Genomic DNA, 24,258 nt, shown 5'->3' on the forward strand with positions numbered 1-24,258 from the left:
GCGCTCCGGATGAATATGATGATCTCATATCAGGAACTTGTTCGCACCTTCCTTAACGTCCGGGTGAACGGCAAGTAATTCCGGCCAGATATAGCCACTAAAACTTTTGGTTTCAACAGAAGTGTAAATCACTGGAACATTGAATATTTTCCCAGCCTTCGCTAGCGCTACGGTGTTATTTTTCAGCGTCTGACGATCGATATTTGCCACGCCAAAAGACATTTGCGGCTGATGGTCAATAAAGATAAGCGTAGAGTTGGTTGGATTAATCAGTTCCCGAATAGACATAACATACCTTCCTAATCAATTAGTTAGTGGCAATGAGCTGTAACTGCCGTGAGCAGGCGGATCCTGAATCAGAAAGCTTGTTGAGTATAGCGGGAAATTTCTAACGAGTTATTAAAGAAAATTTACCATCCTGTGACGGGATTATTTTCTAATTGTGGAACATCAACATCTACATCAAAAAAATGCGAATGTTATATCTAATTTATTCACTGGCATTATTTCGGCCTATTCGTTAAAACTGACTAATTAATTTTTAAGGATATTTTAAGCTCATGCGCATAAATCTGGATGTTTTGCTGATCCTCGACGCTCTCGACAAATACGGTACTTTCGCCGCCGCCGCCGAATCACTGTTCAAGACCCCAGCCGCGCTGAGCTACATGATCCAGAAGCCGGAAAGCGATCTGAGCATTGAACTGCTCGATCGCTCCGGACACCGGGCCAAATTCACCGATACCGGACGCATGATGCTGGAGAAAGGCCGTCTGCTGCTGAACGCGGCAAAGGATTTGGAAAAACAGGCGCAACAGCTCAGCTCCGGCTGGGAAAAAGAGCTGGCGATCGCCCTGGATGAGTCGTTTCCCTTTTCGGCGCTGCTGCCGCACATCGAGGCATTCTACGGGCTGAACAAGCAAACGCGCCTTAACTTCACCCACCATACGCTGGCCGGTTCCTGGGAAGAGCTAACACACAACGGTGCCGATATTATTCTCGGCGCCATCAACGAGCCGCCCACTTCCGCCGCCTGGTCGTACCGTATGCTGGGGACGCTGGACAATGTTTTTGTCATCTCGCCCAATCACCCGCTGGCTGACGCTCAGGAAGGCTTATCCAACGAACAGCTGTGCCTGCATCGGGCGGTGGTGATAAGCGACAGCGCCCGCCATTGCCACCCGCTGCAAACCAACCTGATGGATGAACAGCCGCAGATTCGCGTTGATGATTTTCACAGTAAAGTGAAGCTGTTGCTCGCCGGGCTCGGCTGCGGTTTTCTGCCGCGCCACATTGTCAGCCCATGGCTGGCGAGCGGCGAACTGGTGGAAAAAACGGTTATCTCATTTCGTCAGAAAGATGTTGCCTACATTGCCTGGCGCAACGGCAGCGATGGGCTAGCACAGCGCTGGTGGCGGGAAACCCTGCTCGCCAGCGCTGAAATTGCGCACCTCTATCAGTGAGTGGTCCACACCGTTGCGGAGATTGCTGCCAGGGTCAGCGTGCGTTCAGCAAGCTGGCCTTCCCCTTCCCGCCGTTGCCAGCCGCTCACGGCGAGCAGCGGTGAATCCGCCAGCGTGACCTCTGCCGCATCGCCACGGTTAATCGCCACCAGCACACGTTCTGCGCCAAGGACGCGCAGGAAAATGACCACATCGCCTTCGGCATACAGCACCTGACACGCGCCGCAGCGCAATGCCGGAGTCACCTTGCGCAACGCCGCCAGCCGCTGATACAGCGCCAGCAGCGCGCCGTCCTGCTGGTGTTCATTCCACGGGAACGGCTTACGGCACATCGGATCGTTATCGCCATCGAGCCCAACCTCATCACCATAGTAGATGCACGGCACGCCGGGCCAGCTGAACAGCCAGACCACCGCCAGCGGTAGGCGCGCCACATCGCGGCCCAGCAGCGACTTAAAGCGCGCGGTATCGTGGCTATCAAGCTGGTTAAACATGCGCAACTGCTGCTGATGCGACAGCCCGGCGCGGTAATCCTCCATCCACGCCATGCAGGTTTGAGCATCGATGTTCTGCGGATCGTAGGAGATATCGGTGTTCGCAAGGAAGCCCCACAGCGGAAAAGTGAAGCCGCGATAGTTCATCGCCGCATCTTCCGCATCCTGCTGTAACCACTGCCGCGCGTCGCCAAAGTGCTCGCCAAAGACAAACGCATCCGGACGCGCCGCTTTCGCAGCCTGCGTAATGGCGGCCACGTGCTGAAGGTTGTTTTTCGCCCCGCCCGCCTCGCCAAGCATATGCACCACGTCGAGCCGCCAGCCGTCCATATTCCACGGCGCTTTCAGCCAGTGGCGCACGATACTGTCCTCATCGCCGTAGATATCCGCTTGCAGCGACGATGACCGATAGTCCAGCTTCGGCAGGCTAGCGTAGCCCAGCCAGTCCAGCGCCCTACCGTCGGCGGAGAAGCTGTAGCGATCGCGCCACGGCGACGTGGCATGGTGGCAGGCGCCGTGGTCACCGCACTGATGGCGGTCAAACCAGGCGTGCGTATCGCCGCTGTGGTTAAATACGCCGTCGAGAATCAGCCGCATCCCCGCACGCTGTGTAGCATGACGCAGGCGCAGCAGCGCGTCGTTACCGCCAAACTGCGGGTCAACTTCGCGATAATCTTGCGTATCGTATTTATGCACGCTCGGTGCGGTAAATACAGGATTCAGATACAGCGCGGTTACGCCCAGCGCTTTCAGGTACGGCAGTTTTTCACAAATGCCATTGAGATCGCCGCCGTAAAAGGTTGAGCCACCCGCCTCTGCGGTCAGCGGTTGGTCCCAGTCGCGCAGGATAATATCGTGTCCAGCGGCGTGATGATGGTAGACCTTATCCTGCTGCGCACCGCGCGCCGCGCCACGGGCAAAACGGTCGGGGAAAATCTGGTAAAAGATCTGATCCGTCACCCACTGCGGCCCTTCATCCGGGCAGTCATAGGCAAACAGCTCCAGCTTCGCCGGCGGAATAGCGCTGAACCCCTTAGGCGCAAACCACAGCTGACGATCATCCCACAGCAGTTTAAAACCGTAGCGGCGACGCGGCTGGCCTTCATGCAGCTTGATTTCCGCCCGCCACTGCACCACATCCGGCGCGGGCGCTTGGCTACTGCGGCGCATCGGCACCGCCATCTCTTCATTATCCACCTCCGAGCGCAGAGTTACCCGCTGCGGCAGGTTATCGCCGCGCAGCCACAGCTTAATAATCAATTTATCCTGCTGGCGTTTTATAAAGGGCGCAACCGGAAGGTGCCAGGCGTTCAACATCATTTTTCCCCCATCATCAAAATGAGCACACCTTGCCATAGGGCTATTTCACCCTACTCATCTTTTAAACTTTTTTATAGGGAGGAGGACGGGGGCGCAGATTTGGGCCATAAAAAACCCGGCGCAAGGCCGGGTTTATCAACGCTATCTTAACGATTAGCGACGGAAGCGAGTTTTAAACACCCATCCCACCAGCAGCAGCAGAATCCATGCAAACCCGACGTACAGCGAGATGCGGGTATCCGGATGGTAGCCAATCAGGCCGATGATGAACACCAGGAATACCAGCCCGATAACGGTGGTCGTCACGCCGCCAGGCACTTTGAACTTCAGCGCCTTCACTTCGTCAGCCGACAGACGGCGACGGAACGCCACCTGCGACAGCAGGATCATAATCCACACCCAAACGGTGGCGAAGGTGGCCAGTGAGGCAATGACCAGGAAGACGTTCTCCGGCATGATGTAGTTCAGATACACCGCGAACAGCAGCGCGATAGTCATCACCATCACCGTGACCCACGGAATGCCGCGGCGCGAGGTTTTCGCAAACACCTTCGGTGCGCTGCCCTGCTCGGCCATGCCGTGCAGCATACGGCCGACGCCGAACACATCAGAGTTAATCGCCGACAGCGACGCCGTCAGTACCACAAAGTTGAGGATGCTGGCCGCAAAGGTGATGCCCATATGCTGGAAGGTCAGTACGAACGGACTACCGTCGGTGCCCACCTGGTTCCACGGGTAAATAGACATAATCACAAACAGCGTGCCCACGTAGAACACCAGAATACGCATCGGCACGGAGTTGATCGCCCGCGGGATGGATTTTTCCGGGTCTTTTGCTTCACCGGCGGTGATACCGATGATTTCAATACCGCCGTAGGCAAACATCACCATTTGTAACGACATCACCATGCCGAGCCAGCCGTTGCTAAAGAAGCCGCCGTTGCTCCACAGGTTATGAATCCCCGTGGGCTGCCCGCCGTTGCCGATACCCCAGATGATGATACCGAAGCCCGCCACGATCATGATGATAATGGTGGCCACTTTGAAGAAAGAGAACCAGAACTCCAGCTCGCCGAACACCTTCACGCTCATCAGGTTGATGGCGCAGATAATCAGCACCACGCTGAGTACCCATATCCAGTGCGGCACCGCCGGGAACCAGACGCCCATATAGATGCCGAACGCGGTCACGTCGGCAATGGCGACAATCAGGATCTCAAAGCAGTAGGTCCAGCCGGTGATATAGCCCGCCAGCGGCCCGAGGTTTTCCTGCGCGTAGCGAGAGAACGAGCTGGCGGCGGGGTTATGCACCGACATCTCGCCCAGCGCACGCATAATAATATAAGCAGCAACGCCGCCGATAATATAGGCCAGCAGAACGCTTGGCCCGGCCATCTTGATGGCGTCGGCGGAGCCATAAAACAGCCCCGTACCAATTGCCGATCCGAGGGCCATAAAGCGAATGTGACGGGTGCTTAGCCCGCGCTTCAGCTTGTTGTTTTCCATCGTTTCCAGTGCCATGTCATACCCATCATCTCCGCGCTGGCGGCATGCCGCAGCACGAACGACTTAGGTGAAAGTACCCAAAATAAAAAACCACGGAACATCACGTTCCGTGGTTAAGACACCGCCTTTGCGACGCGGGTTAGTGCGCGCTTGATGTCACCTGACGACCCGCCGTACGGTCCCAGACAATAGCCAGAACCGCCATGACAACCGTCGGCATCAGCCAAGCCAGACCCTGCTCTGCCAGCGGCAGACGGGCAGTCCATCCTGGCAGTACGTCTGCAAACGCAGAAGCTTTAATACCGTCAAGGATACCAAAAACAAGGCTGATAAACATCGGGGGTGCAATAACGCGGCCCGAATTATGCCACCAATTGCGGGTAAAGCTGAGCACGACAAGTGCGATACACGGCGGATAGATAGCCGTCAGTACCGGAATAGAGATCTGAATCAGGTGGCTCAGGCCCAGGTTCGATACGGCCATCGAGAACAGGCCAAGAATAAACACCAGCGTACGATACGAGAACGGCAGGTACTGCGCAAAGAACTCAGCGCAGGCACAGGTCAGGCCAACCGCCGTCACCAGACAGGCGATGAAGATCAGCGCCGCCAGCAGGAAGCTCCCCGCGCCACCAAAGGTGTGCTGTACGTAGGCATGCAGAATTGCCGCACCGTTGGCATTTTGATCGACCAGCGTCGCGCTGTCGGAGCCCAGACGGAACAGCGCCAGATACAGCAGCGTCAGGCCGACGCCCGCCATCAGGCCAGCCCAGATGGTGTAGCGGGTCAGCAGACGCGCTTCCGTAACGCCGCGAGAACGCGCCGCATTAACAATCACGATACCAAACACCATCGCGCCCAGCGTATCCATGGTCAGGTAGCCGTTCACAAAGCCGTTTGAGAACGGCGCTGTTTCATAGGCTTCCAGCGCGTGGCTGATCGGGCCAGCAGGCCAGATAATCGCCGCAACGGCGAGCACAATCAGCGCAACAATTTTCAGCGGAGCCAGGAAGTTGCCGACGGTATCCAGCAGCTTGCCCGGATACAGCGACACCAGAATCACCAGCGCAAAATAGATAACGCTGTAGATAAACAGCGGCAGTTCGCCGCTGCCGGTTAACGGCGCAATACCCACTTCAAAGGAGACGGTCGCGGTGCGCGGCGTCGCAAACAGCGGGCCCACCGCCAGATAACAAACCGTTGCCAGCAGAACGCCTGCAACCTTGCCGATTGGCGTACTCAGGCTATCAACGCCGCCGCCCACTTTCGCCAGCGCGACCACGGTCAGCACCGGAAGACCAACGGCAGTAATCAGGAAGCCAATCGCGGCGACCCAAACGTGAGGACCGGCCTGCAGGCCAACCATAGGAGGGAAAATGATGTTACCTGCGCCAACAAACAACGCAAAGGTCATAAAGCCCAGAGCGATGATGTCACGCGATTTTAATTGATGGGTCATATGTAACTACTGCCTGTGGATGTGGTGTTGTAAAACAAAATTTGTCTCACCGGAACCTGCGGAATGATACAGAGGAAACCGGCGATAAACTCAGCGGGATATGCTCCCTTCGCGGCGTAGAGAAGAATAGTTTTTTGATTTACCGCGAATACACAGTCCGTTAGGGACCGTATGGGGGCCAATTTAAACGCTTATAACGTTTTAAAGCAACACGGGATCGCAAAACCAGATGATTATATTGATACTCAATCAATAACCAGATTGATTAACTGGTATTAAGAAAAACATCCGGCTAATCATGCGAACAAAAAACAACCAGACGTTCGTTAATCGTCCAGCGAATTGTTGACTGCAAAGCAAACAGACCAGCCGAAGCTGGTCTGTGGAAAGCTATGCTGACAGGCGGGCGATTAGCCGTTATTTTTGGCAATTAAACGTTCCGGCAGTAGAAAACTAAATCGCGACCCTTTCCCCATTTCGCTGGCGATCTCCAGCCGGCTATCGTGATGACTGACCGCATGTTTGACGATAGCCAGCCCCAGCCCGCTACCGCCGGTCTGCCGTGAACGCGCCTTATCCACGCGATAAAAGCGCTCGGTGAGCCTCGGCAGGTGTTCCGGTGCAATGCCCGGCCCGTTATCCTCGACGCTAAACAGCGCGCCGTGCGGCGCGTGCTGCCAGCGTACCGTAATCAGCGTGCCTTCGGGCGTATGGTTAACGGCGTTATAGACCAGGTTCGACATAGCGCTACGCAGCTGCTCTTCGTTGCCCAGCACCTTCAGCGTCTCATCAATCTCAAAATGGAAAGAATGCTTATGCTGGCTGAGCGTTTGCGCCTCGCGCTCCACCACTCTCAGCATCATTGGCACGTCGATTTTTTCGTTCAGCGCCAGCGTCGGCGAGGCCTCAATCTTCGACAGCGTCAACAGCTGGCGCACCAGCCCCTCCATACGCTGGGTCTGCTCGCGCATAGTGTGCAACGCTTTCTCGCGCACGTTACCTTCCAGCACCTGCTCCTGCATCATTTCCAGATAGCCTTGCAGTACGGTGAGCGGCGTGCGTAGCTCATGGCTGACGTTGGCAAAGAAATTACGCCGCGCCCCTTCCAGCTGATGCATCTGAGTGACGTCGCGCGCCACCATCAGCAGCTGGCGATCGGTATACGGCATCACGCGGATTTCCAGATGACGCCCGTTATTCAGCACCAGGTGCAGCGGCTTAAGGAACTCGCGTTTTTTGAGGTGTTGGGTAAATTCGGGGTAGCGCAGCAGGTTGAGGATGTTTTGCCCGCTATCATCGGGCCAGCGAAGACCCAGCAGCTGCTGGGCAAGACCATTACACCAGAAAATGGCTCCCTCTTCGGTGGTTAACACCACCGCATCCGGCAGCGACTCGGCGCCGCTGCGGAAACGTTTGATCAAATTTCCCAGCTCGCGGCGGCGCTTTTTATTACGCAGCTGCATCTGGTTCAGTCCATACAACAGCGGTTCCCAACTGCCGCGCCCCGGCGGCGGGGTCATACTTCTATCGACCCACAGCCACCAGGAAAGGCGCAGTAAATTCCAGAAATGCCACACCAGCAGCCCGGTCACTGCCGCCAGCAAAAACCACGGCAGATAACCAAAAATCAGTCCCAGTATCACGGCCGGGAGACAGCACAACAGCAGCTCCAGGGCCAGCCTTTTCCATGACAGCCGTTCCAGCACGCGTCACACTCCTGTCAAAAATTAGAAACGGGCGGAAAAACGGTAGCCCGTGCCGCGAACGGTTTGCACCATGCGGTCATGACCGCTGTGTTCAAGCGCCTTGCGCAGGCGGCGAATATGCACATCAACGGTACGATCTTCAACGTACACGTTGGTTCCCCACACGTGGTTCAGCAGCTGTTCGCGGCTGTAGACGCGCTCGGGGTGAGTCATAAAGAAATGCAGCAGCTTAAATTCGGTGGGGCCCATATCCAGCGGGTTTTCGCCGGTCATCACCCGGTGAGAGGTCGGATCCAGACTCAGGCCCTGCATCTCGATCACCTCTTCCACGGCCATCGGCGAAATACGCCGCATCACCGCTTTAATACGCGCCACCAGCTCCTTCGGCGAGAACGGTTTGGTGATATAATCGTCGGCGCCCGTTTCCAGACCGCGTACCCGATCTTCCTCTTCACCGCGGGCGGTGAGCATCACCACCGGAATGTCACGCGTTAACGCTTCGCGTTTGATATGCTTGATAAATTGCAGTCCCGAACCGCCCGGTAACATCCAATCGAGCAGGATAAGATCTGGCCAGGGTTCATTCAGTTTGCTGACTGCGCTATCGTAATCTTCGGCTTCTACCGGCTGAAAACCGTTTTGTTCCAGCACGAAACAGACCATCTCGCGAATTGGCGCTTCATCTTCAACGACCAGAATACGTCTTGCCATTATTTGCCCTGTTTTTAGACATCAGTATTATATACGACGTCATTATGCGTCAGATTTATGACAGTTTTATGATAAACATGACCGTTCGATGATCGCACTTAACCGTTTATGACACGGCCACAACGCGCGCATCGACCCCAGCGTAGGTGAATGTTTATAATCAACTTTACGTCACTTCTCACGGAATCGCTATGCGCATTATCCATACCTCGGACTGGCACCTTGGCCAGAACTTCTACAGCAAGAGCCGCGCGGCCGAGCACGACGCCTTTCTGCACTGGCTGTTGACCACCGCCGAGGCGGAACGCGTAGATGCGATTATCGTCGCTGGCGATATCTTCGATACCGGTTCGCCGCCGAGCTACGCCCGCGAGCTGTATAACCGCTTCGTGGTAAATCTGCAGCAAACCGGCTGCCATCTGGTGGTGCTGGCCGGCAATCATGACTCGGTGGCCACGCTCAACGAATCGCGCGATATTTTGTCCTTCCTCAATACCACGGTCATTGCCAGCGCCGGGCATGTGCCGTTTATTTTAAACCAGCGCGACGGCACGCCCGGCGCGGTATTCTGCCCGGTACCGTTCCTGCGCCCACGTGACATCATCACCAGCCAGGCCGGGCTATCGGGCAACGAAAAAGTGCGTCAGGTGCTTGAAAGCATTACTGAATACTACCAGCAGCAGTACCAGCAGGCCTGCGCGCTGCGCGGCGACCGCCCGCTGCCGATTATCGCCAGCGGCCACCTGACTACCGTCGGGGCGAGTAAGAGCGACGCGGTACGCGATATCTATATTGGCACGCTGGACGCTTTTCCGGTGCAAAACTTCCCTCCGGCCGATTACATCGCGCTGGGGCACATTCACCGGGCGCAAAAAATCGGCGGCAGCGAGCACATTCGCTACAGCGGTTCGCCCCTCCCCTTGAGCTTTGACGAAACCGGCAAGACCAAAAGCGTCAATCTGGTCACGTTTGCCGACGGCAGCCTTAGCGACGTCACGCCGCTCACCGTGCCGGTCACCCAGGCGCTGTCGGTCATTAAGGGGGACTTCAACCAAATCAGCGACCAGCTGGCCGCCTGGCGCGACGCGCCGTCGGAGCCCACCACGTGGCTCGATATTGAAATCACCAGCGATGAGTATCTGCACGATATTCAACGCAAAATTCAAGCCATCGCCGATGACCTGCCGGTTGAGGTGCTGCTGGTGCGCCGCAGTCGCGAGCAGCGCCAGCGCATTCTGGAAAGCCAGACGCGCGAAACGCTGAGCGAGCTGAGCATTGACGAAGTCTTCCATCGCCGCCTGGCGCTGGAAACGCTGGAGGACGCGCAGCAGCAGCGCCTGCAAACGCTGTTTAACGAAACGCTGCAAAGCCTTGGCGAGGAGCAACAGCCATGAAAATTCTCAGCCTGCGCCTGAAAAACCTTAACTCGCTCAAGGGCGAGTGGAAAATCGACTTTACCAAAGAACCGTTTGCCAGCAACGGTCTGTTCGCCATTACCGGCCCGACCGGCGCTGGCAAAACCACCCTACTCGACGCTATCTGCCTGGCGCTGTATCACGAGACGCCGCGCCTGAATACCGTCTCACAGTCGCAAAACGATCTGATGACCCGCGATACCGCCGAATGTCTGGCGGAAGTGGAGTTTGAAGTCCAGGGCGTAGCCTATCGCGCCTTCTGGAGTCAAAACCGCGCGCGCAATCAGCCGGACGGCAATTTACAGGCCCCGCGCGTGGAGCTGGCGCGCTGCGCCGACGGACAGATTCTGGCTGATAAGGTCAAAGATAAGCTCGAAATGACCGCGTCGCTGAGCGGGCTGGACTACGGGCGCTTTACCCGCTCGATGCTGCTGTCTCAGGGGCAATTTGCCGCTTTTCTCAACGCCAAACCGAAAGAGCGTGCCGAGCTGCTGGAGGAGCTGACCGGTACCGAGATTTACGGCCAGATTTCCGCGCAGGTGTTTGAAAAACACAAACAGGCGCGCAACGAGCTCGACAAACGCCAGGCGCAGGCCAGCGGCGTCGTCCTGCTGGCCGAGGAGCAGCGGCACGCGCTGGAACAACGTTTGCAGGCGCTTACTTGCGATGAACAGCAGTGGCAACAGCAGCAGGCAACCGCCGTACAGCATCAGCAGTGGCTGGCGCGGCATGGTGAACTTGAGCAAGATGCGCAGAAAACCCAGCTTGCGCTTAACGAAGCTCAGCAGGCGCTGACCGCCGCACAACCACAGCTTGCCGCGCTCAGCCGCGCACAACCCGCTGAAGCGCTGCGCCCGCGCTGGACGCAGGTCCAGGAGCAGGCGGCCACAGTAGCCCGAACCCGCGCCCAGGTACTGGAAGTAAATACTCGCTTACAGGATACCCGCACCCTGCGCGATCGTATTCGCCACGGTGCTGAACGCCAGAGCGCCGCGCTGACGCAGGCCTCTCAGCAGCAGCAGCAGTGGCTACAGGCACATGCCTCTATTCAGCGTTGGCAGGGCGAACTGACCGGCTGGCGCGGGGCATTCGCCCTGCAGGCGCGGGAACGCGAACAGCGGAAAGCACTGGCGCAGCGTCGGCAAGCGCTGGAAACACAGTTGGCCCAGTTGCCACCTTCCAGCCTCACGCTCAGCCAGGAAGAGGTGGCCGCGCAAATCGCCGAACACGCGGCCGCACGCCCGTTGCGCCAGCAGCTCAGCGCCCTGCACGCGCGGTTTATTCCGCTGCAGGCCCGCCGCAGGCAGTTAACGGATGCCCGGGAGCAGAGCCAGCAGCAGTTGACAAACATTACCGCCGCGCTCACCCAGCGACGTCAGGCGTATAAAGAGAAAAAACAGCAACTTGCCGACGTAAAAGCAATCTGCGATCTGGAAGCAACCATCGTCAAGCTGGAAGCCGAACGCGCGCGTCTGCAGCCGGATGCGCCGTGCCCGCTGTGCGGTTCGACTCACCATCCGGCGCTAGCCGAATACCAGGCGTTGACGCCCGATGCTAACCGCGCACGCCGCGATGCGCTGGAAAAAGAGGTCTCCCGGCTGGCTGAAGACGGTGCCGCGCTGCGCGGGCAGCAGGAGACGCTGCAAAAGCAGCAGCAAAAGGATGATGAGGAGTTAATCTCCCTTTCTCAGCAGGAGCAAGTACTTACATCACAATGGCAGGAAACCCAGCAACGCCTGCGTATCAACCTGCAGCCCAGCGACGATATCAGCGGCTGGCTGGCGGCGCAGGACGACGCCGAACAGCAGCGCTATCTGCACAGCCAACGTCTGACGCTAGAGCAGCAAATTCGCGAATTAGACCAGCAACAAACACAGCTGCGCGAGGAGCAAGAACAGCGGGCCGCAGCGCTCACCCAGGCGCTGGCCACTTTCGATCTGGCGCGACCAGACGTGGATGAAGAGAACGGCTGGCTGGCAGCCCGTGAAGCAGAAGTCGCCCAGTGGCAGCAACAGCAGGCGCAGAGCCAGGAAACCCAACAGCGGCTGGCGCAGATCCAGCCGCTGCTGGAAACGCTGCCGCCCGCCCAAAACGCCGACGATGGGCAGCAAACACCGCTTGATGGCTGGCAGCAGGTGCATCATGACTGCGTGTCGCTGGAAAGTCAGTGGCTCACACTCCAGCAGCAGGAAACGCGGGAAAGCCAGCGCCTGCAGGAGGCCGAACGGGCCTTTGAACAGCAGCTCGCCGCATCGCACTTCACCGATCGCCAGGCATTTCTCGATGCGCTGCTGGACGCCGACGAGCGCCTGCGGCTGGAACAGCTTAAACAGACGCTGGAAACCCAGCATCAGCAACGACAGACGCTCGCCGTTCAGGTGCAAGAGGCGCTGCAACACCATCTGACTCTGCGTCCGGAGACGCTGCCGACGACGCTAACGCTTGCCGACGTACAGAGGCAGCTTGAGCAACTGGCGCGGCAGCTGCGGGAAAACAGCGAACATCAGGGTGAACTGCGCCAGCAGCTCAAGCAGGACGAAGTTAACCGCCAGCAGCAGCAGTCGCTGCTGGCCGAAATCGAGAAAGCCAACGCTGAACTGGAAGACTGGGCGCATCTGAATACGCTCATCGGGTCCAAAGAGGGTGACAAGTTCCGTAAATTCGCCCAGGGGCTGACCCTGGATAATCTGGTGTGGCTCGCCAATGAGCAGCTCAGCCGCCTGCACGGCCGCTATCTGCTGCAGCGAAAAGCCAGCGATGCGCTGGAGCTGGAAGTGGTTGATACCTGGCAAGCGGACGCGGTGCGCGATACCCGCACGTTGTCTGGCGGCGAAAGCTTCCTCGTCAGCCTGGCGCTGGCGCTGGCGCTCTCGGATCTGGTCAGCCATAAAACCCGCATCGATTCGCTGTTCCTCGATGAAGGCTTCGGGACGCTGGACAGCGAGACCCTCGACACCGCCCTCGACGCGCTGGATGCGCTCAACGCCAGCGGCAAAATCATCGGCGTCATCAGCCACGTTGAAGCGATGAAAGAGCGCATCCCGGTGCAGATTAAGGTGAAAAAAATCAACGGATTGGGATATAGCCGATTGGATAAAACGTTTGCGGTTGAGTAAACCCTCCACCTAATATAGGCCGGATAAGGCGTAGCGCCATCGGGCATTCCGGTGCACATTGCCGGATGGCGGCTACGCCTTATCCGGCCTACAGAAAATACCAACTCACGCCGGCCACAGCCACGCCGCCCCACGCACCCCGCTGGAGTCTCCATGTAACGCCTTGCGAATCGGCGTTTCACACTCCCCGCCAAATACCCACTCTTTCACCAATTCGGGCACCGTCTGGTAAAGCCGCTCAACGTTACTCATCCCGCCGCCCAGCACAATCACGTCCGGGTCGAGAATATTCACCACGTGGGCCAGCGATTTAGCTAGCCGCTGCTCGTAGCGACTTAAAGCCAGCTCCGCCAGCGCATCACCCTCATCGACAAGCCGCATAATTTCGCCGCCTTTCAATGGGTTGCCACTCAACCGCTGGTAGTCGGTCGCAAAACCCGTACCAGAGATAAACGTCTCAATACAGCCCTGCTTACCGCAATAGCACGGTACCTCCGCGCGATAGTGCAGCTCGTCTTCGTCCATCCACGGCAGCGGGTTGTGCCCCCATTCGCCCGCGGTCCCGTTACCGCCGATGTGTGCACGTCCCCCCATCGCCACCCCTGCGCCGCAGCCGGTGCCAATAATGACCGCAAACACCGTCTGCGCCCCCGCAGCCGCGCCGTCCACCGCCTCAGAAACCGCCAGACAATTGGCATCGTTCGCCAGCCGCACCTCACGGTTCAGGCGCTGGCTCAAATCTTTATCAAACGGCTGACCGTTAAGCCAGGTGGAATTGGCGTTTTTTACCACGCCCGTATAGGGTGAAATGGAGCCGGGAATACCCACGCCGACCGTCCCGGTTTGCCCGGTCGCCTCCTCAGCAAGAGCAACCAGATGCGCAATGTTCTCAATGGTTTGCTGGTAGTCACGCGGCGTCGGCAGACGGTGACGATAGCGCTGCTCTCCACGCTCGCTCAGCGCGATAACTTCCGTTTTCGTTCCACCCAGATCGATACCAATTCGCATTCATCACTCCTGTTTAAAACAATGCAAGGCCAGAGACAATTCGTTATGATTGCACGCTGATTTAACGATAACACCGTGGAAATTATCATGCTGTGGTTCAAAAATTTAATGGTTTATCGTCTCAGCCGCGACATCTCACTGCGTGCGGAAGAGATGGAAAAACAGCTCGCTGAGATGACCTTCACCCCGTGCGGCAGCCAGGACATGGCGAAAACCGGTTGGGTACCGCCGATGGGTTCACACAGCGATGCGCTAACGCACACAGCCAATGGCCAGATCATCATCTGCGCGCGTAAAGAAGAGAAGATCCTGCCCTCTCCGGTGATTAAACAGGCGCTGGAAGCGAAAATCCAGAAGCTGGAAGCCGATCAGGGCCGTAAGCTGAAAAAAACGGAAAAGGATTCCCTGAAGGATGAAGTTCTGCACTCCCTGCTGCCGCGCGCCTTCAGCCGCTTCAGCCAGACGATGATGTGGATCGACACCGTCAATGACCTGATTATGGTCGACTGCGCCAGCGCCAAAAAAGCGGAAGATACGCTCGCGCTGCTGCGTAAAAGCCTCGGTTCACTGCCGGTGGTCCCGCTGACGCTGGAAAACCCGATCGAGCTGACGCTGACCGAATGGGTGCGCTCCGGTTCGGCCGCGCAAAGCTTCCAGATCCTCGATGAAGCAGAATTAAAAGCGATCCTCGAAGACGGCGGCGTGATCCGCGCGAAAAAACAGGATCTGGTCTGCGACGAAATTGCCGTGCATATCGAAGCCGGCAAGCTGGTGACCAAGCTGGCGCTCGACTGGCAGCAGCGTATTCAGTTCGTGATGTGCGACGACGGTTCCATCAAGCGTCTGAAGTTCTGCGATGAACTGCGCGATCAGAACGAAGATATCGACCGGGAAGATTACGCTCAGCGTTTCGATGCCGATTTCATTCTGATGACCGGCGAGCTGGCGGCGTTGATTAAAAGCCTGGTGGAAGGATTAGGCGGCGAAGCGCAGCGTTAATCCAGGCGGTATCCCTTCCTGCCGCAGCAGGAAGGGCACACGTTACAGATAGCGGCACAGATAAGAGGTAGGCTCGGCAACCTGCAGGTTAAACTCGCTGTTGCCCGGCACGTTGAACACTTCCCCGGCGGCGTACACTTTCCATTCGGTTTCACCCGGCAACAGCACGTTCAGCGCGCCGCTGACCACGGTCATTTCTTCCGGCTGCGCGGTACCGAAGGTGTACTCGCCTTCCGCCATCACGCCCACGCTAGCACGCCCGGTGCTGCTGCTGGAAAAACCAATGGATTTCACTTTTCCGTCGAAGTATTCGTTGCTTTGAAGCATAAACAGGCCCTTATTCTCGTGTCGTAAAAAGACCAATATAGGGGGGCGAACAGAAACCTGTCACGCGAAATTCTCTCGTTAACACAATAATTCTGCTGCCAGTCTGGCGACCAGCACATTCGATAATAAAACGGGCACATCCAGCGCCTTTTGTAACAGGTCACGATGGCGCTGATGGTAGCTGAGTGAATCCAGCACCAGCACATCGGCCCCCTGCTCCAGCAGCGAACTGCCGGCGGAGATCAGATGCTGATCGGTATCGCGCATCGGGTTTGCCAGCGCGTAATACGGTGAATTAGGAAGCATCTGCCACTTCTCCTGCTGGGCGTTGAGAATGCCTTCAACAGGCACCAGCACCCCAACCTGATGCCCCTCAACGATAGAGGCGACCAGCGGCGGAATAATACGCTGAGGCTCAAGCAGCATGGCGTTGCGCGCGACCATACTGCGAAGCTTAAACGTATTCAACAGCAAAATGACATCGTAGGACTGGTTATCCAGCACCTCAATAACGGACTGCAGGCTCAGCTCAACCTTCGGGCGGGAAACTTCAATAAACTGGTTATCGCTTAACAACACCAGTAAACGTTCTTCTCCGGGTTCTGGTGCATACTCTTCCATGACAGCGGCACGGCTCATATTACCTAACAGGCTAATGTGGGTGATTTGATCTTCCCTGATGTGCTCGGTCAAAAGCGGCAAAACTTCCCTGACGGGTACAACCCCTATCGTAAGAATCGCCATTGTTGCACTCATGTTATATACCTTCTGCTTTTCTAACAGCTCACTTTACAAATAGCCACCTGGATGGATGCAAAATTCCGCTCAGAAGCGTAGCAGCTGCCGTGAGTGGCGAAATGTAAAGATTCCAGTTATTTCCAGTACTCTCCTGATATGTTTTGATTTTAACTTTTTCATAACATAGAGAATAGATGAAAAATGTGATTTGCGCCCGATATAACCACGAAATAAAAAAGGGTATATCGACAGCGCAATGCACAACATGAGGAAGGTGTGATCGGAAAGCTGAGCGTCTTGTTAACTCACGGTGGCCAGATGCAGAACATCCAGGATTTGTGTCACCACGCGCTCCGGCGCGGTCGAGGCGTCGACGACGTAGTGTGCGGTTTCCCGATACAGCGCATCGCGCTGGGCCAGAACATCGGCCACCTCTTCGCTGATCGGTTTACCGGTGAGCGTCGGGCGCTGATCGGCTTCAGGAAAGGCTTCCAGACGGCCTGCCAGCACGGGCACCGGCGCATTGAGGTAAATCACCACGCCGCTCTGACGCATAAACTCGCGATTCACTGGCGCGAGGATAATCCCACCGCCGGTGGCAATCACCGTCCCCGGCGCCGTCACGGACATTAAGGTTTCCGTTTCGCGCGCGCGAAAGCCCTGCCAGCCTTCTGCCGCGACGATATCCGCCACGCTCAGGCCTGAGCGCTGTTGCAACACCTGGTCGGTATCAACGAATTGGAAATGGCAGGCGCGAGTCAGCGCTTGGCCTATCGTCGTTTTTCCGCAGCCTCGGGCTCCGATAAGAAAAATAGGCTGTGTCATGACCTGGCATTCCCCTTGATGACGCGTAATTGCGGGACGTATGTGTGAAGCGTGAATCATACCACCAAACTAGTACACAAGTAAGTGTAAACTTTAAGTTACAATAACATTCACTCTGAGCGAGCCATTCGCTTTAAGTGCCAATATTGCTCACCGTAAAGCGTAAAAAATATATTCCACAAAGCGTGGCGCTAACAGTACATGAAAGTATCTGGCTTTGACAAGCCGAACGACGCGGCTAACGGTAGCACAATGTGATGACACAAATCCTGTCAGCCTCGTTTCACCGCCAGCAGCCACTTATCCAGCTCGGCGGCAAACTGCTGGCGATCGCGCTGAGAAAGGGCGCTCGGCCCGCCGGTCTGAATGCCGCTGGAACGCATGGTATCCATAAAATCGCGCAGCGTCAGGCGCTCGCGAATGGTGGCGTCGCTGTAGCGCTCACCGCGCGGGTTAAGCGCCGCGCCGCCCTTCTCCAGCACTTCCGCCGCCAGCGGAATATCGGCGGTTATCACCAGGTCGCCAGGCTGACAGAGGCGCACGATCTCATTGTCGGCCACATCGAAGCCTTTTGGCACAACCATGGCGCGGATAAAACGCGACGGCGGGACGCGCAGATATTGATTCGCCACCAGCACCAGCTCAATCTGCGTGCGGTCTGCGGCGCGGTACAGCACTTCTTTAATCACGTTCGGACACGCGTCGGCATCCACCCAAATCGTCATACACACTCCGGTCTACGCGTCGTCTTAAAAGCCGATTATACGTTAAGCACGGCGGAGGACGTAATAAAGTGTAATCCGGGTCACAAAAGTAGATTACCCATCGCCGGGAATGGCCTATAACAGTACACTACAAAAAAACAGATAGAGGGAGAGAGATGATGGACAAGAAAATTGGCTTCATTGGCTGCGGTAATATGGGTAAGGCCATTCTCGGCGGCCTGATTGCCAGCGGGCAGGTGCTTCCTGGGCAGATTTGGGTCTATACCCCCTCCCCGGATAAAGTCGCCGCCCTGCGCGATGAATTCGGCATTAACGCGGCGCAAAGCGCGCAGGACGTGGCACAGATTGCCGATATCGTCTTCGGCGCCGTGAAGCCGGGAATCATGGTAAAAGTGCTGAGCGACATCGCCTCCAGCCTGAACAAAGATTCTCTGGTGGTTTCCATTGCCGCCGGCGTCACCCTCGATCAGCTGGCGCGTGCGCTGGGCCACGACCGAAAAATCGTCCGCGCCATGCCAAACACCCCGTCACTGGTTAACGCCGGTATGACCTCGGTAACGCCGAACGCACTGGTGACGCCGGAAGATATTGCCGACGTGCTGAATATTTTCCGCTGCTTCGGTGAAGCGGAAGAGATTGCCGAACCCATGATCCACCCGGTCGTTGGCGTCAGCGGCTCTGCTCCGGCCTACGTGTTTATGTTTATCGAAGCGATGGCTGATGCCGCAGTGCTCGGCGGTATGCCGCGCGCGCAGGCGTATAAATTTGCCGCACAGGCGGTGATGGGCTCTGCGAAGATGGTGCTGGAAACCGGCAAGCATCCGGGTGAGCTAAAAGACATGGTCTGCTCGCCTGGCGGCACCACTATCGAAGCCGTGCGCGTGCTGGAAGAGAAAGGCTTCCGCTCAGCGGTCATCGAAGCGATGGCAAAATGCATGGAAAAATCGGACAAGATGAGCAAGTCCTGAGTGTACTGGCCCGGCAATCGCCGCCGGGCCAGGCTCGCTTGCCATAAAAGTGAATTTATTTATTTTTCAGACAGGTGCTCATAAAGGTTTTACGCTCGTCGCCTTTGAGGGCCTTCTGACCCGCCTGCGCGTTACAATCCTTCATTTTCTGCTGCTGCGGCGTCATCGCTTTACCGCTGGGTGACACCCCTTCACCTTTTAAACAACTGCTCATGTAGGTTTTACGCTCATCGCCCTTCAGGGTTTTGGCCGTCGCTTGTTGATTACAGCTGCTCATGCGCTGCTGCTGCGGCGTCAGGGTTTTCTCCGGCGCGGCGGCGGTCGTTGCCGCAGAGGCCGCGCTGGCCGCAAACAGTCCACACAGTAGGGTAACCAGTATTGTTGTTTTCATTGCACCATCCTTTTGTGAGTAGAACTCTGTAAGTCTGGTCGCTGGCAGGAATTTTACCAGGCCAGCGGCCGAATTTTTGCCGCTGGCCTGGAGGAGGATTACAGCCCCAGGGCTGCTTTCATGGTGTAGTAGAGGTCGGTCTGGTCGGTCAGTCCCACCACGTTAGCCGCGTGCGGACCATAGGCCGCAATGCGCAGCTGGGTGCCGGTATGTTCCATCGACTCCTCTTCCGAGTTGCCGTAGCTCATCACCATGACCGAGCCGTCTTTGGTATTCAGTGCCTGCGTCAGGCCTGGCGCTTTGGTTTCCGGCGGAATAATCTGGCTGGCATGCGCGTGGTCGGCGGTCACAATCACCAGCGTGTTGCCGTCTTTTTTAGCAAACGCCAGCGCCTTCTGTACCGCTTCATCCAGATCGACCGTTTCACCAATCTGGCCGCACGGATTCGCTGCATGATCCTGTTTATCAATCGACGCGCCTTCTACCTGCAGGAAGAACCCTTTTTCACTGCTGCTCAGCAGCGAGATGGCCTTATCGGTCATCTGCGCCAGCGTCGGCACGCTGGCGTCGCGTTTCGGATTTGGTGCGCAGGTGACCGCAGGTTTATCGAGGTTGCCGTGGAAGGTGGCCTTCGGCCCTTCCCAGCGTACCGGCATATTACCGTCGGAAAACAGCCCCAGCAGCGGTTTGTCCTGGTTAGCCTGGGTAATTGCTGCCAGCGATGTGGCGTTATCGACCAACTGATAGCCGCGCGCCTCAGCCTGCTCGCGCAGGGTTTTACCCTGCCACTCACCGGCAGTGGCGGATTCAGCGAAAGTTTTTGCGCCGCCGCCCAGCGTCACGTCGGCACGGGCGTTAAGCAGCTGTTCAGTGATAGAGCCTTTGCCGCCTTTTTCCAGCGCATTGGTCGGGCATTTTTCGCTGGTGACGCTGGGACCATAGCACTTACGCGAGGTCACATGAGAAATCAGCGCCGCCGGAGTCGCATCCTGCAATTCGGCGGTAGAGACGTTGCCGGTTGCCAGACCAGCGGCCTTCGCCAGTTCAAGAATAGTCTGGTGATCCTGCTCATGAATATCAACGCCCAGCGCGCCGTTATAGGTCTTCACGCCGGTGCTCCAGGCCGTGGCCGACGCCGCAGAGTCCGTCACGTAGTCCGGCTTACCGGTTTTTTTGTTCAGGGAATAATGCGTGTACTGACCGGTGAGCGGCAGCGCGTCAATACCTTTAAAATAACCGCCCGCGCCTTCGGCATAGTTACGTGCGGCGGTAATTTCAGAATCCCCCATCCCATCGCCAATCAGCAGAATGACATTTTTGGCCTGCTTATTATTTAATGAAGCGCGAATCGCTTCGGTCTGATCGGCAGATAAACGACGCGCGCCGCCAGGCTGGGCAATATCCCCCTGCGCGGCACGGTTATCGAGAACGGCAGTGGCGGTTTCCGCCTGCGCCGCAGAAAAGCCCAGCAGCGGTAATAATGCGACAGCAATAGCACGGTATTTCACTTGAGATTCTCCATGTACAAATACTTAAAAAAGGAAACACGGAGACTGTAAGAAAATAGTATGACAGTTTAATGACCACACTTAATAAGCAGGCACCTACCCTTTTTCGGGGGTGCGAAATAACCGTTGTACATGGTTATATAATAATTCGTGATGATGATCGGTGGACGTTTCTGACGGTGCGAGCTTATTCAGCACCACGGCAATGTCGTTATCTAACGCGCCGTCGGGCGTATTCTTCATATGCTGCAATAGCGTGGTTACCACCACTTCCAGCGCATCAACCTGAATACGTAGCGCGTTTGCCTGATCTTCCTTTTCGGCCAGTTTCACCAGCAATTCAGCAATGAAATTTTTCATCGCGCATTTTCCTTGTATGACGGCAATAAGCAGGACGCCAGCCCTGAAAAAAATAAATAGACCAGAAAAACAGACGGTTCTATTCCCCTCTAGCAAGCACGAATAGAATTACAACATCCAGACAATTCTGCAAGTGGAACCCGCAAAAATATAATCCCCATGAATATCATGGTATTAGTTTCTTACGCAGTCAGCGAAACGTTTTGCTCGCATAATAATGCAATGCTACAGCTCAAAGTTGAATAAGAAAAGAATAAAACGAGGGAATAACGCCAGGAGAATAATTCCCTCGTCCGCACAATATTACTGTCGCGTCGGCTGCGCCCGTCGCAGCATTACCGCCAGTTGCCAAAGGTTAATCAACACAATCACCGCGGTGGCCATAAATACCCAACGGAATCCCGCCATAGCAGAAATTGACGCGCCAATTAGCGGCCCGGCCACATTACCCAGGTACATAAACGACTGGTTATAGCCAAATATACGGCCGGTCACACGCTCGCTGATATATTTAAGCAGCAGCGTCTGCACCGCGGGCAGCATCGCGCCATCGGCAAAGCCCAGAATAAAGCGCAGAATGCCCAGCTGCAGCGGCGTGGTCACAAACGACATGGCGAAGAACAGCACCACGGCGAAGGCTAGCGTACCGAGTAAAATACGCGCGGTACCGATACGGTCGCCGAGCTTGCCCAAGCGCGGCGCAGACATCAGCGCCGATACGCCGGGAACGGCAGCGATCATGCCGCTTAAAAAAGCGATATTGGTGCTGTCCGGCGACATTGATTTAATAAACAGCGCCAGAATCGGACTAATCGATCCATTACACAGCTGAATGACCATGGTGGTGACGAACAGACTGATCACCAGCCCCGGATAGGGCAACGAGGCAAACACCGCCTTGCCGCTGAGCTTCTCGCCTTTTTCCAGTACCGGCCGGGCCCCCTCTTTAATCAGGAACAGCGTGACCATAAAGCTCACCAGCAGCAAAAACGCGGTGATAAAGAACACCATCCTCAGGCCGACGTGGTCGGCAAGAAAGCCGCCGAGCAGCGGCCCGCCGATAACGCCGGTGATCTGCGCCGTCGACAGCGTACTGAGCGCCCAGCCGCTGCGCTCGCGCGGCACCTGCGAAGCCACCAGCGCCATGGCGTTTGGGATATAACCGGAGGTTAAACCCATCACGGCGCGCAGGAAAAACAGCTGCCAGACGTTAGTGGCAAACGCCTGCAGTAGAATGGCTACTGCCATCCCCAACGAGGCGCGCAGCAGCATCAGCTTGCGCCCTTTACGATCGGCAAGGCTGCCCCACATCGGCGATACGATGGCCGACACCAGAAAGGTGACGCTGAAGGTCAAGCCCGACCACATGGACAGCGATTCGTGCGAGGTGACCCCCAGCTGCGCCACGTAGAGCGGTAAAAAAGGCAAAATTTGGCTAATCGCCAGCCCGGTGAAAAAACAGCCGAACCAGACGGAGATAAGGTTAACCTTCCAGGATTCCATAAAAACGCGCGTACTTCTGTTAACGAGGACAGACTGTCAGGTTAGCAAGTTGCCCGTCTCACCGTATTGTCAGAGATGCTCAATCGATTATTTCAGAATTTTATCAGTCGATTAGCCCATTTGTGTGATTTATGTCACGAGAAAACCGCCGTTCACTAGTGACTTATCCTTAGCGTCTGCGCAAGATTTACGCCGAACAAGATGGAAAAGGCAGATACCCCGCAGCGCGCGTGGTATGTTATGTGCTTTGCGTTTGGAACGGATGGAATTAGAGAATGGCAAAGTTGCGGGTTGGGATTGTTTTTGGCGGCAAATCGGCGGAGCACGAAGTCTCCCTACAGTCCGCGAAGAATATCGTAGAAGCGATTGATAAAACGCGTTTTGACGTCGTGCTGCTCGGCATCGACAAACAGGGTCAGTGGCACATCAGCGACGCACAGAACTATCTGCTGAACGCGCAGGACCCGGCCCGTATTGCGCTGCGCCCTTCCACGACGACGTTGGCCCATATTCCTGGCCGCGAGCATCAGCAGATGATCGACGCCGCCAGCGGCCAGCCGCTCGATGAAATCGACGTGATTTTTCCGATTGTGCACGGCACGCTGGGTGAGGATGGCTCGCTGCAGGGCATGCTGCGCATGGCGAACCTGCCGTTTGTTGGCTCTGATGTTTTGGGCTCTGCCGCCTGCATGGACAAAGACGTCACTAAGCGCCTGCTGCGCGACGCCGGGCTGTCGATTGCGCCGTTTGTTACCCTGACGCGCCGTAACCGCGACAGCTTCACCTTTGCCGATATGCAGGCGAAGCTCGGTCTGCCGCTGTTTGTGAAGCCGGCGAACCAGGGCTCATCCGTCGGCGTCAGCAAGGTCAACGATGCCGAACAGTACGCCAAAGCCGTGGCGCTGGCATTTGAATTCGACCATAAAGTGGTGGTGGAACAAGGCATTAAAGGGCGTGAAATTGAATGCGCCGTGCTGGGTAACGACGATCCACAGGCCAGCACCTGCGGCGAAATTGTGCTGAACAGCGAGTTCTACGCTTATGACACTAAGTACATCGACGATAACGGTGCGAAAGTCGTGGTACCGGCGGCTATCTCCGCTGAAGTGAACGATAAAATCCGCCGCGTGGCAATTGACGCTTATCAGACCCTGGGCTGCTGCGGCATGGCGCGCGTCGACGTGTTCCTCACCGCCGACAATGACGTCGTGATTAACGAAATCAACACCCTACCGGGCTTTACCAACATCAGCATGTATCCGAAACTGTGGCAGGCCAGCGGTCTCGACTACACCTCGCTGATTAGCCGTCTGATTGAGCTGGCGCTGGAACGCCATCAGGCCGATAAGGCGCTGAAAACATCGATGAACGGCTAACGCCACCGCTGTAGGCCGGATAAGCTAAAGCTGCCATCCGGCAACCTGCGCCATCAGCCTGATGGCGCTACGCTTATCAGGCCTACCCAGCAATGCGGCTATTCTTCCCGACGACGAATAATAAACCCCGCCAGCCAGAAGCTAATCACCCACGTCACCATCCCCACGGCATAGGTTTGCCAACCCTTCGCTTCAAACCCAAGCAGGCCCACAACCCCGTTAAGAATAAAGATAAGACCAATGGCAAACGCATAGTAGTGCCAGTCGCGGCGGATTTTTACAGGCAGGTTCATAACGGCTCCAGCAGAAAAAAAACAGGATGCCATAAACCCGTGACAGC

Annotated in this window: 21 protein-coding genes and 1 pseudogene; 6 read left to right on the forward strand and 16 right to left on the reverse strand. The window is 56.5% G+C overall.

The genetic code is table 11. The features are described from left to right. Positions 1-51: 51 nt before the first annotated feature. Positions 52-288: pseudogene (locus tag V6942_RS19505) on the reverse strand (hydrolase); the annotation flags it as partial. 272 nt (positions 289-560) lie between these two features. Between V6942_RS19505 and V6942_RS19510 the strand changes: the two are divergent. Continuing rightward, a complete protein-coding gene (locus V6942_RS19510; RefSeq protein WP_333501691.1) occupies positions 561-1,463 on the forward strand; it encodes a LysR family transcriptional regulator in 903 nt (300 codons plus the stop codon). Here V6942_RS19510 and malZ read toward each other — a convergent pair. From malZ to phoB, 5 genes are all read right to left on the reverse strand, one after another. Continuing rightward, positions 1,457-3,277, reverse strand: a complete 1,821-nt coding sequence (malZ, locus tag V6942_RS19515; protein ID WP_333501692.1) for a maltodextrin glucosidase — start codon at positions 3,275-3,277, stop codon at positions 1,457-1,459. The genes V6942_RS19510 and malZ overlap by 7 nt on opposite strands. 153 nt (positions 3,278-3,430) lie before the next feature. Then, entirely contained in the window at positions 3,431-4,783 is a 1,353-nt protein-coding gene (gene proY, locus V6942_RS19520; RefSeq protein WP_333501731.1) for a proline-specific permease ProY, read from the reverse strand. A gap of 139 nt (positions 4,784-4,922) precedes the next feature. After that, a complete protein-coding gene (gene brnQ, locus V6942_RS19525) occupies positions 4,923-6,242 on the reverse strand; it encodes a branched-chain amino acid transporter carrier protein BrnQ (protein ID WP_106928066.1) in 1,320 nt (439 codons plus the stop codon). 410 nt (positions 6,243-6,652) lie between these two features. Next, the gene (gene phoR, locus V6942_RS19530; RefSeq protein ID WP_106928068.1) at positions 6,653-7,948 is read right to left on the reverse strand and encodes a phosphate regulon sensor histidine kinase PhoR; all 1,296 of its coding nucleotides are present in this window, start codon (positions 7,946-7,948) and stop codon (positions 6,653-6,655) included. 21 nt (positions 7,949-7,969) lie between these two features. After that, the gene (gene phoB / locus V6942_RS19535; protein WP_106928070.1) at positions 7,970-8,659 is read right to left on the reverse strand and encodes a phosphate response regulator transcription factor PhoB; all 690 of its coding nucleotides are present in this window, start codon (positions 8,657-8,659) and stop codon (positions 7,970-7,972) included. Between the two features lie 191 nt (positions 8,660-8,850). On the opposite strand from phoB, the gene sbcD reads away from it, so the two are divergent. Together sbcD and sbcC are read left to right on the forward strand one after the other, a co-directional pair. Next, positions 8,851-10,053 carry an exonuclease subunit SbcD gene (gene sbcD, locus V6942_RS19540; RefSeq protein WP_333501693.1) on the forward strand — a complete coding sequence of 401 codons (1,203 nt, stop codon included), beginning with the start codon at positions 8,851-8,853 and terminating at the stop codon, positions 10,051-10,053. Beyond that, on the forward strand, positions 10,050-13,190 hold the full coding sequence (sbcC, locus tag V6942_RS19545; RefSeq protein WP_333501694.1) for an exonuclease subunit SbcC: 3,141 nt from the start codon (positions 10,050-10,052) through the stop codon (positions 13,188-13,190). Before sbcD ends, sbcC begins: the two co-directional genes overlap by 4 nt. A 105-nt stretch (positions 13,191-13,295) precedes the next feature. On the opposite strand, the gene mak is transcribed toward sbcC, so the two are convergent. Continuing rightward, complete coding sequence (gene mak, locus V6942_RS19550) at positions 13,296-14,198, reverse strand: fructokinase (RefSeq protein ID WP_106928076.1); 903 nt, start codon at positions 14,196-14,198, stop codon at positions 13,296-13,298. 87 nt (positions 14,199-14,285) lie between these two features. Here mak and rdgC point away from each other — a divergent pair, with 87 nt between their 5' ends. After that, positions 14,286-15,197: a recombination-associated protein RdgC gene (gene rdgC, locus V6942_RS19555; protein ID WP_106928078.1), complete on the forward strand. Its 912-nt coding sequence runs from the start codon at positions 14,286-14,288 to the stop codon at positions 15,195-15,197. A 42-nt stretch (positions 15,198-15,239) separates the two neighbouring features. On the opposite strand, the gene ppnP is transcribed toward rdgC, so the two are convergent. From ppnP to V6942_RS19575, 4 genes are all read right to left on the reverse strand, one after another. Then, entirely contained in the window at positions 15,240-15,524 is a 285-nt protein-coding gene (ppnP, locus tag V6942_RS19560) for a pyrimidine/purine nucleoside phosphorylase (protein WP_106928080.1), read from the reverse strand. A gap of 78 nt (positions 15,525-15,602) precedes the next feature. After that, positions 15,603-16,280, reverse strand: a complete 678-nt coding sequence (locus V6942_RS19565; RefSeq protein ID WP_106928082.1) for an AroM family protein — start codon at positions 16,278-16,280, stop codon at positions 15,603-15,605. 282 nt (positions 16,281-16,562) lie between these two features. Continuing rightward, positions 16,563-17,087 carry a shikimate kinase AroL gene (gene aroL, locus V6942_RS19570; RefSeq protein ID WP_106928084.1) on the reverse strand — a complete coding sequence of 175 codons (525 nt, stop codon included), beginning with the start codon at positions 17,085-17,087 and terminating at the stop codon, positions 16,563-16,565. 272 nt (positions 17,088-17,359) lie between these two features. Then, a complete protein-coding gene (locus tag V6942_RS19575; protein ID WP_064547826.1) occupies positions 17,360-17,812 on the reverse strand; it encodes a YaiI/YqxD family protein in 453 nt (150 codons plus the stop codon). A gap of 158 nt (positions 17,813-17,970) precedes the next feature. On the opposite strand from V6942_RS19575, the gene proC reads away from it, so the two are divergent. Further along, a complete protein-coding gene (gene proC / locus V6942_RS19580; RefSeq protein ID WP_106928199.1) occupies positions 17,971-18,780 on the forward strand; it encodes a pyrroline-5-carboxylate reductase in 810 nt (269 codons plus the stop codon). Between the two features lie 55 nt (positions 18,781-18,835). On the opposite strand, the gene V6942_RS19585 is transcribed toward proC, so the two are convergent. The 4 genes from V6942_RS19585 to V6942_RS19600 form a co-directional block, all read right to left on the reverse strand. Continuing rightward, the gene (locus tag V6942_RS19585; RefSeq protein WP_106928086.1) at positions 18,836-19,171 is read right to left on the reverse strand and encodes a PsiF family protein; all 336 of its coding nucleotides are present in this window, start codon (positions 19,169-19,171) and stop codon (positions 18,836-18,838) included. Between the two features lie 98 nt (positions 19,172-19,269). Continuing rightward, the gene (gene phoA / locus V6942_RS19590; protein WP_333501695.1) at positions 19,270-20,679 is read right to left on the reverse strand and encodes an alkaline phosphatase; all 1,410 of its coding nucleotides are present in this window, start codon (positions 20,677-20,679) and stop codon (positions 19,270-19,272) included. Positions 20,680-20,775: 96 nt separating this feature from the next. After that, positions 20,776-21,039 (reverse strand): sigma-S stabilization anti-adapter protein IraP, encoded by a 264-nt coding sequence (locus V6942_RS19595; RefSeq protein ID WP_182934666.1) that lies wholly within the window; start codon positions 21,037-21,039, stop codon positions 20,776-20,778. A 303-nt stretch (positions 21,040-21,342) separates the two neighbouring features. After that, the gene (locus tag V6942_RS19600; protein WP_106928092.1) at positions 21,343-22,542 is read right to left on the reverse strand and encodes a multidrug efflux MFS transporter; all 1,200 of its coding nucleotides are present in this window, start codon (positions 22,540-22,542) and stop codon (positions 21,343-21,345) included. Between the two features lie 275 nt (positions 22,543-22,817). On the opposite strand from V6942_RS19600, the gene ddlA reads away from it, so the two are divergent. Beyond that, positions 22,818-23,918, forward strand: coding sequence for a D-alanine--D-alanine ligase (gene ddlA, locus V6942_RS19605; protein ID WP_106928094.1), 1,101 nt, complete (start codon positions 22,818-22,820; stop codon positions 23,916-23,918). Between the two features lie 98 nt (positions 23,919-24,016). Here ddlA and V6942_RS19610 read toward each other — a convergent pair whose 3' ends face one another. After that, positions 24,017-24,211, reverse strand: a complete 195-nt coding sequence (locus V6942_RS19610; RefSeq protein ID WP_106928096.1) for a DUF2754 family protein — start codon at positions 24,209-24,211, stop codon at positions 24,017-24,019. Positions 24,212-24,258: the final 47 nt, after the last annotated feature.

It is taken from the genome of Kluyvera genomosp. 2 (assembly GCF_036759865.1).
GTDB classification, from domain to species: Bacteria; Pseudomonadota; Gammaproteobacteria; order Enterobacterales; family Enterobacteriaceae; genus Kluyvera; species Kluyvera ascorbata_B.

Coding starts and splice junctions, on each gene's coding strand:
- V6942_RS19510 (WP_333501691.1), top strand. CDS start 561: ATGCGCATAAATCTGGATGTTTTGCTGATCCTCGACGCTCTCGACAAA.
- malZ (WP_333501692.1), bottom strand. CDS start 3,277: ATGATGTTGAACGCCTGGCACCTTCCGGTTGCGCCCTTTATAAAACGC.
- proY (WP_333501731.1), bottom strand. CDS start 4,783: ATGGAAAACAACAAGCTGAAGCGCGGGCTAAGCACCCGTCACATTCGC.
- brnQ (WP_106928066.1), bottom strand. CDS start 6,242: ATGACCCATCAATTAAAATCGCGTGACATCATCGCTCTGGGCTTTATG.
- phoB (WP_106928070.1), bottom strand. CDS start 8,659: ATGGCAAGACGTATTCTGGTCGTTGAAGATGAAGCGCCAATTCGCGAG.
- sbcD (WP_333501693.1), top strand. CDS start 8,851: ATGCGCATTATCCATACCTCGGACTGGCACCTTGGCCAGAACTTCTAC.
- sbcC (WP_333501694.1), top strand. CDS start 10,050: ATGAAAATTCTCAGCCTGCGCCTGAAAAACCTTAACTCGCTCAAGGGC.
- mak (WP_106928076.1), bottom strand. CDS start 14,198: ATGCGAATTGGTATCGATCTGGGTGGAACGAAAACGGAAGTTATCGCG.
- rdgC (WP_106928078.1), top strand. CDS start 14,286: ATGCTGTGGTTCAAAAATTTAATGGTTTATCGTCTCAGCCGCGACATC.
- ppnP (WP_106928080.1), bottom strand. CDS start 15,524: ATGCTTCAAAGCAACGAATACTTCGACGGAAAAGTGAAATCCATTGGT.
- V6942_RS19565 (WP_106928082.1), bottom strand. CDS start 16,280: ATGAGTGCAACAATGGCGATTCTTACGATAGGGGTTGTACCCGTCAGG.
- aroL (WP_106928084.1), bottom strand. CDS start 17,087: ATGACACAGCCTATTTTTCTTATCGGAGCCCGAGGCTGCGGAAAAACG.
- V6942_RS19575 (WP_064547826.1), bottom strand. CDS start 17,812: ATGACGATTTGGGTGGATGCCGACGCGTGTCCGAACGTGATTAAAGAA.
- proC (WP_106928199.1), top strand. CDS start 17,971: ATGGACAAGAAAATTGGCTTCATTGGCTGCGGTAATATGGGTAAGGCC.
- V6942_RS19585 (WP_106928086.1), bottom strand. CDS start 19,171: ATGAAAACAACAATACTGGTTACCCTACTGTGTGGACTGTTTGCGGCC.
- V6942_RS19595 (WP_182934666.1), bottom strand. CDS start 21,039: ATGAAAAATTTCATTGCTGAATTGCTGGTGAAACTGGCCGAAAAGGAA.
- V6942_RS19600 (WP_106928092.1), bottom strand. CDS start 22,542: ATGGAATCCTGGAAGGTTAACCTTATCTCCGTCTGGTTCGGCTGTTTT.
- ddlA (WP_106928094.1), top strand. CDS start 22,818: ATGGCAAAGTTGCGGGTTGGGATTGTTTTTGGCGGCAAATCGGCGGAG.
- V6942_RS19610 (WP_106928096.1), bottom strand. CDS start 24,211: ATGAACCTGCCTGTAAAAATCCGCCGCGACTGGCACTACTATGCGTTT.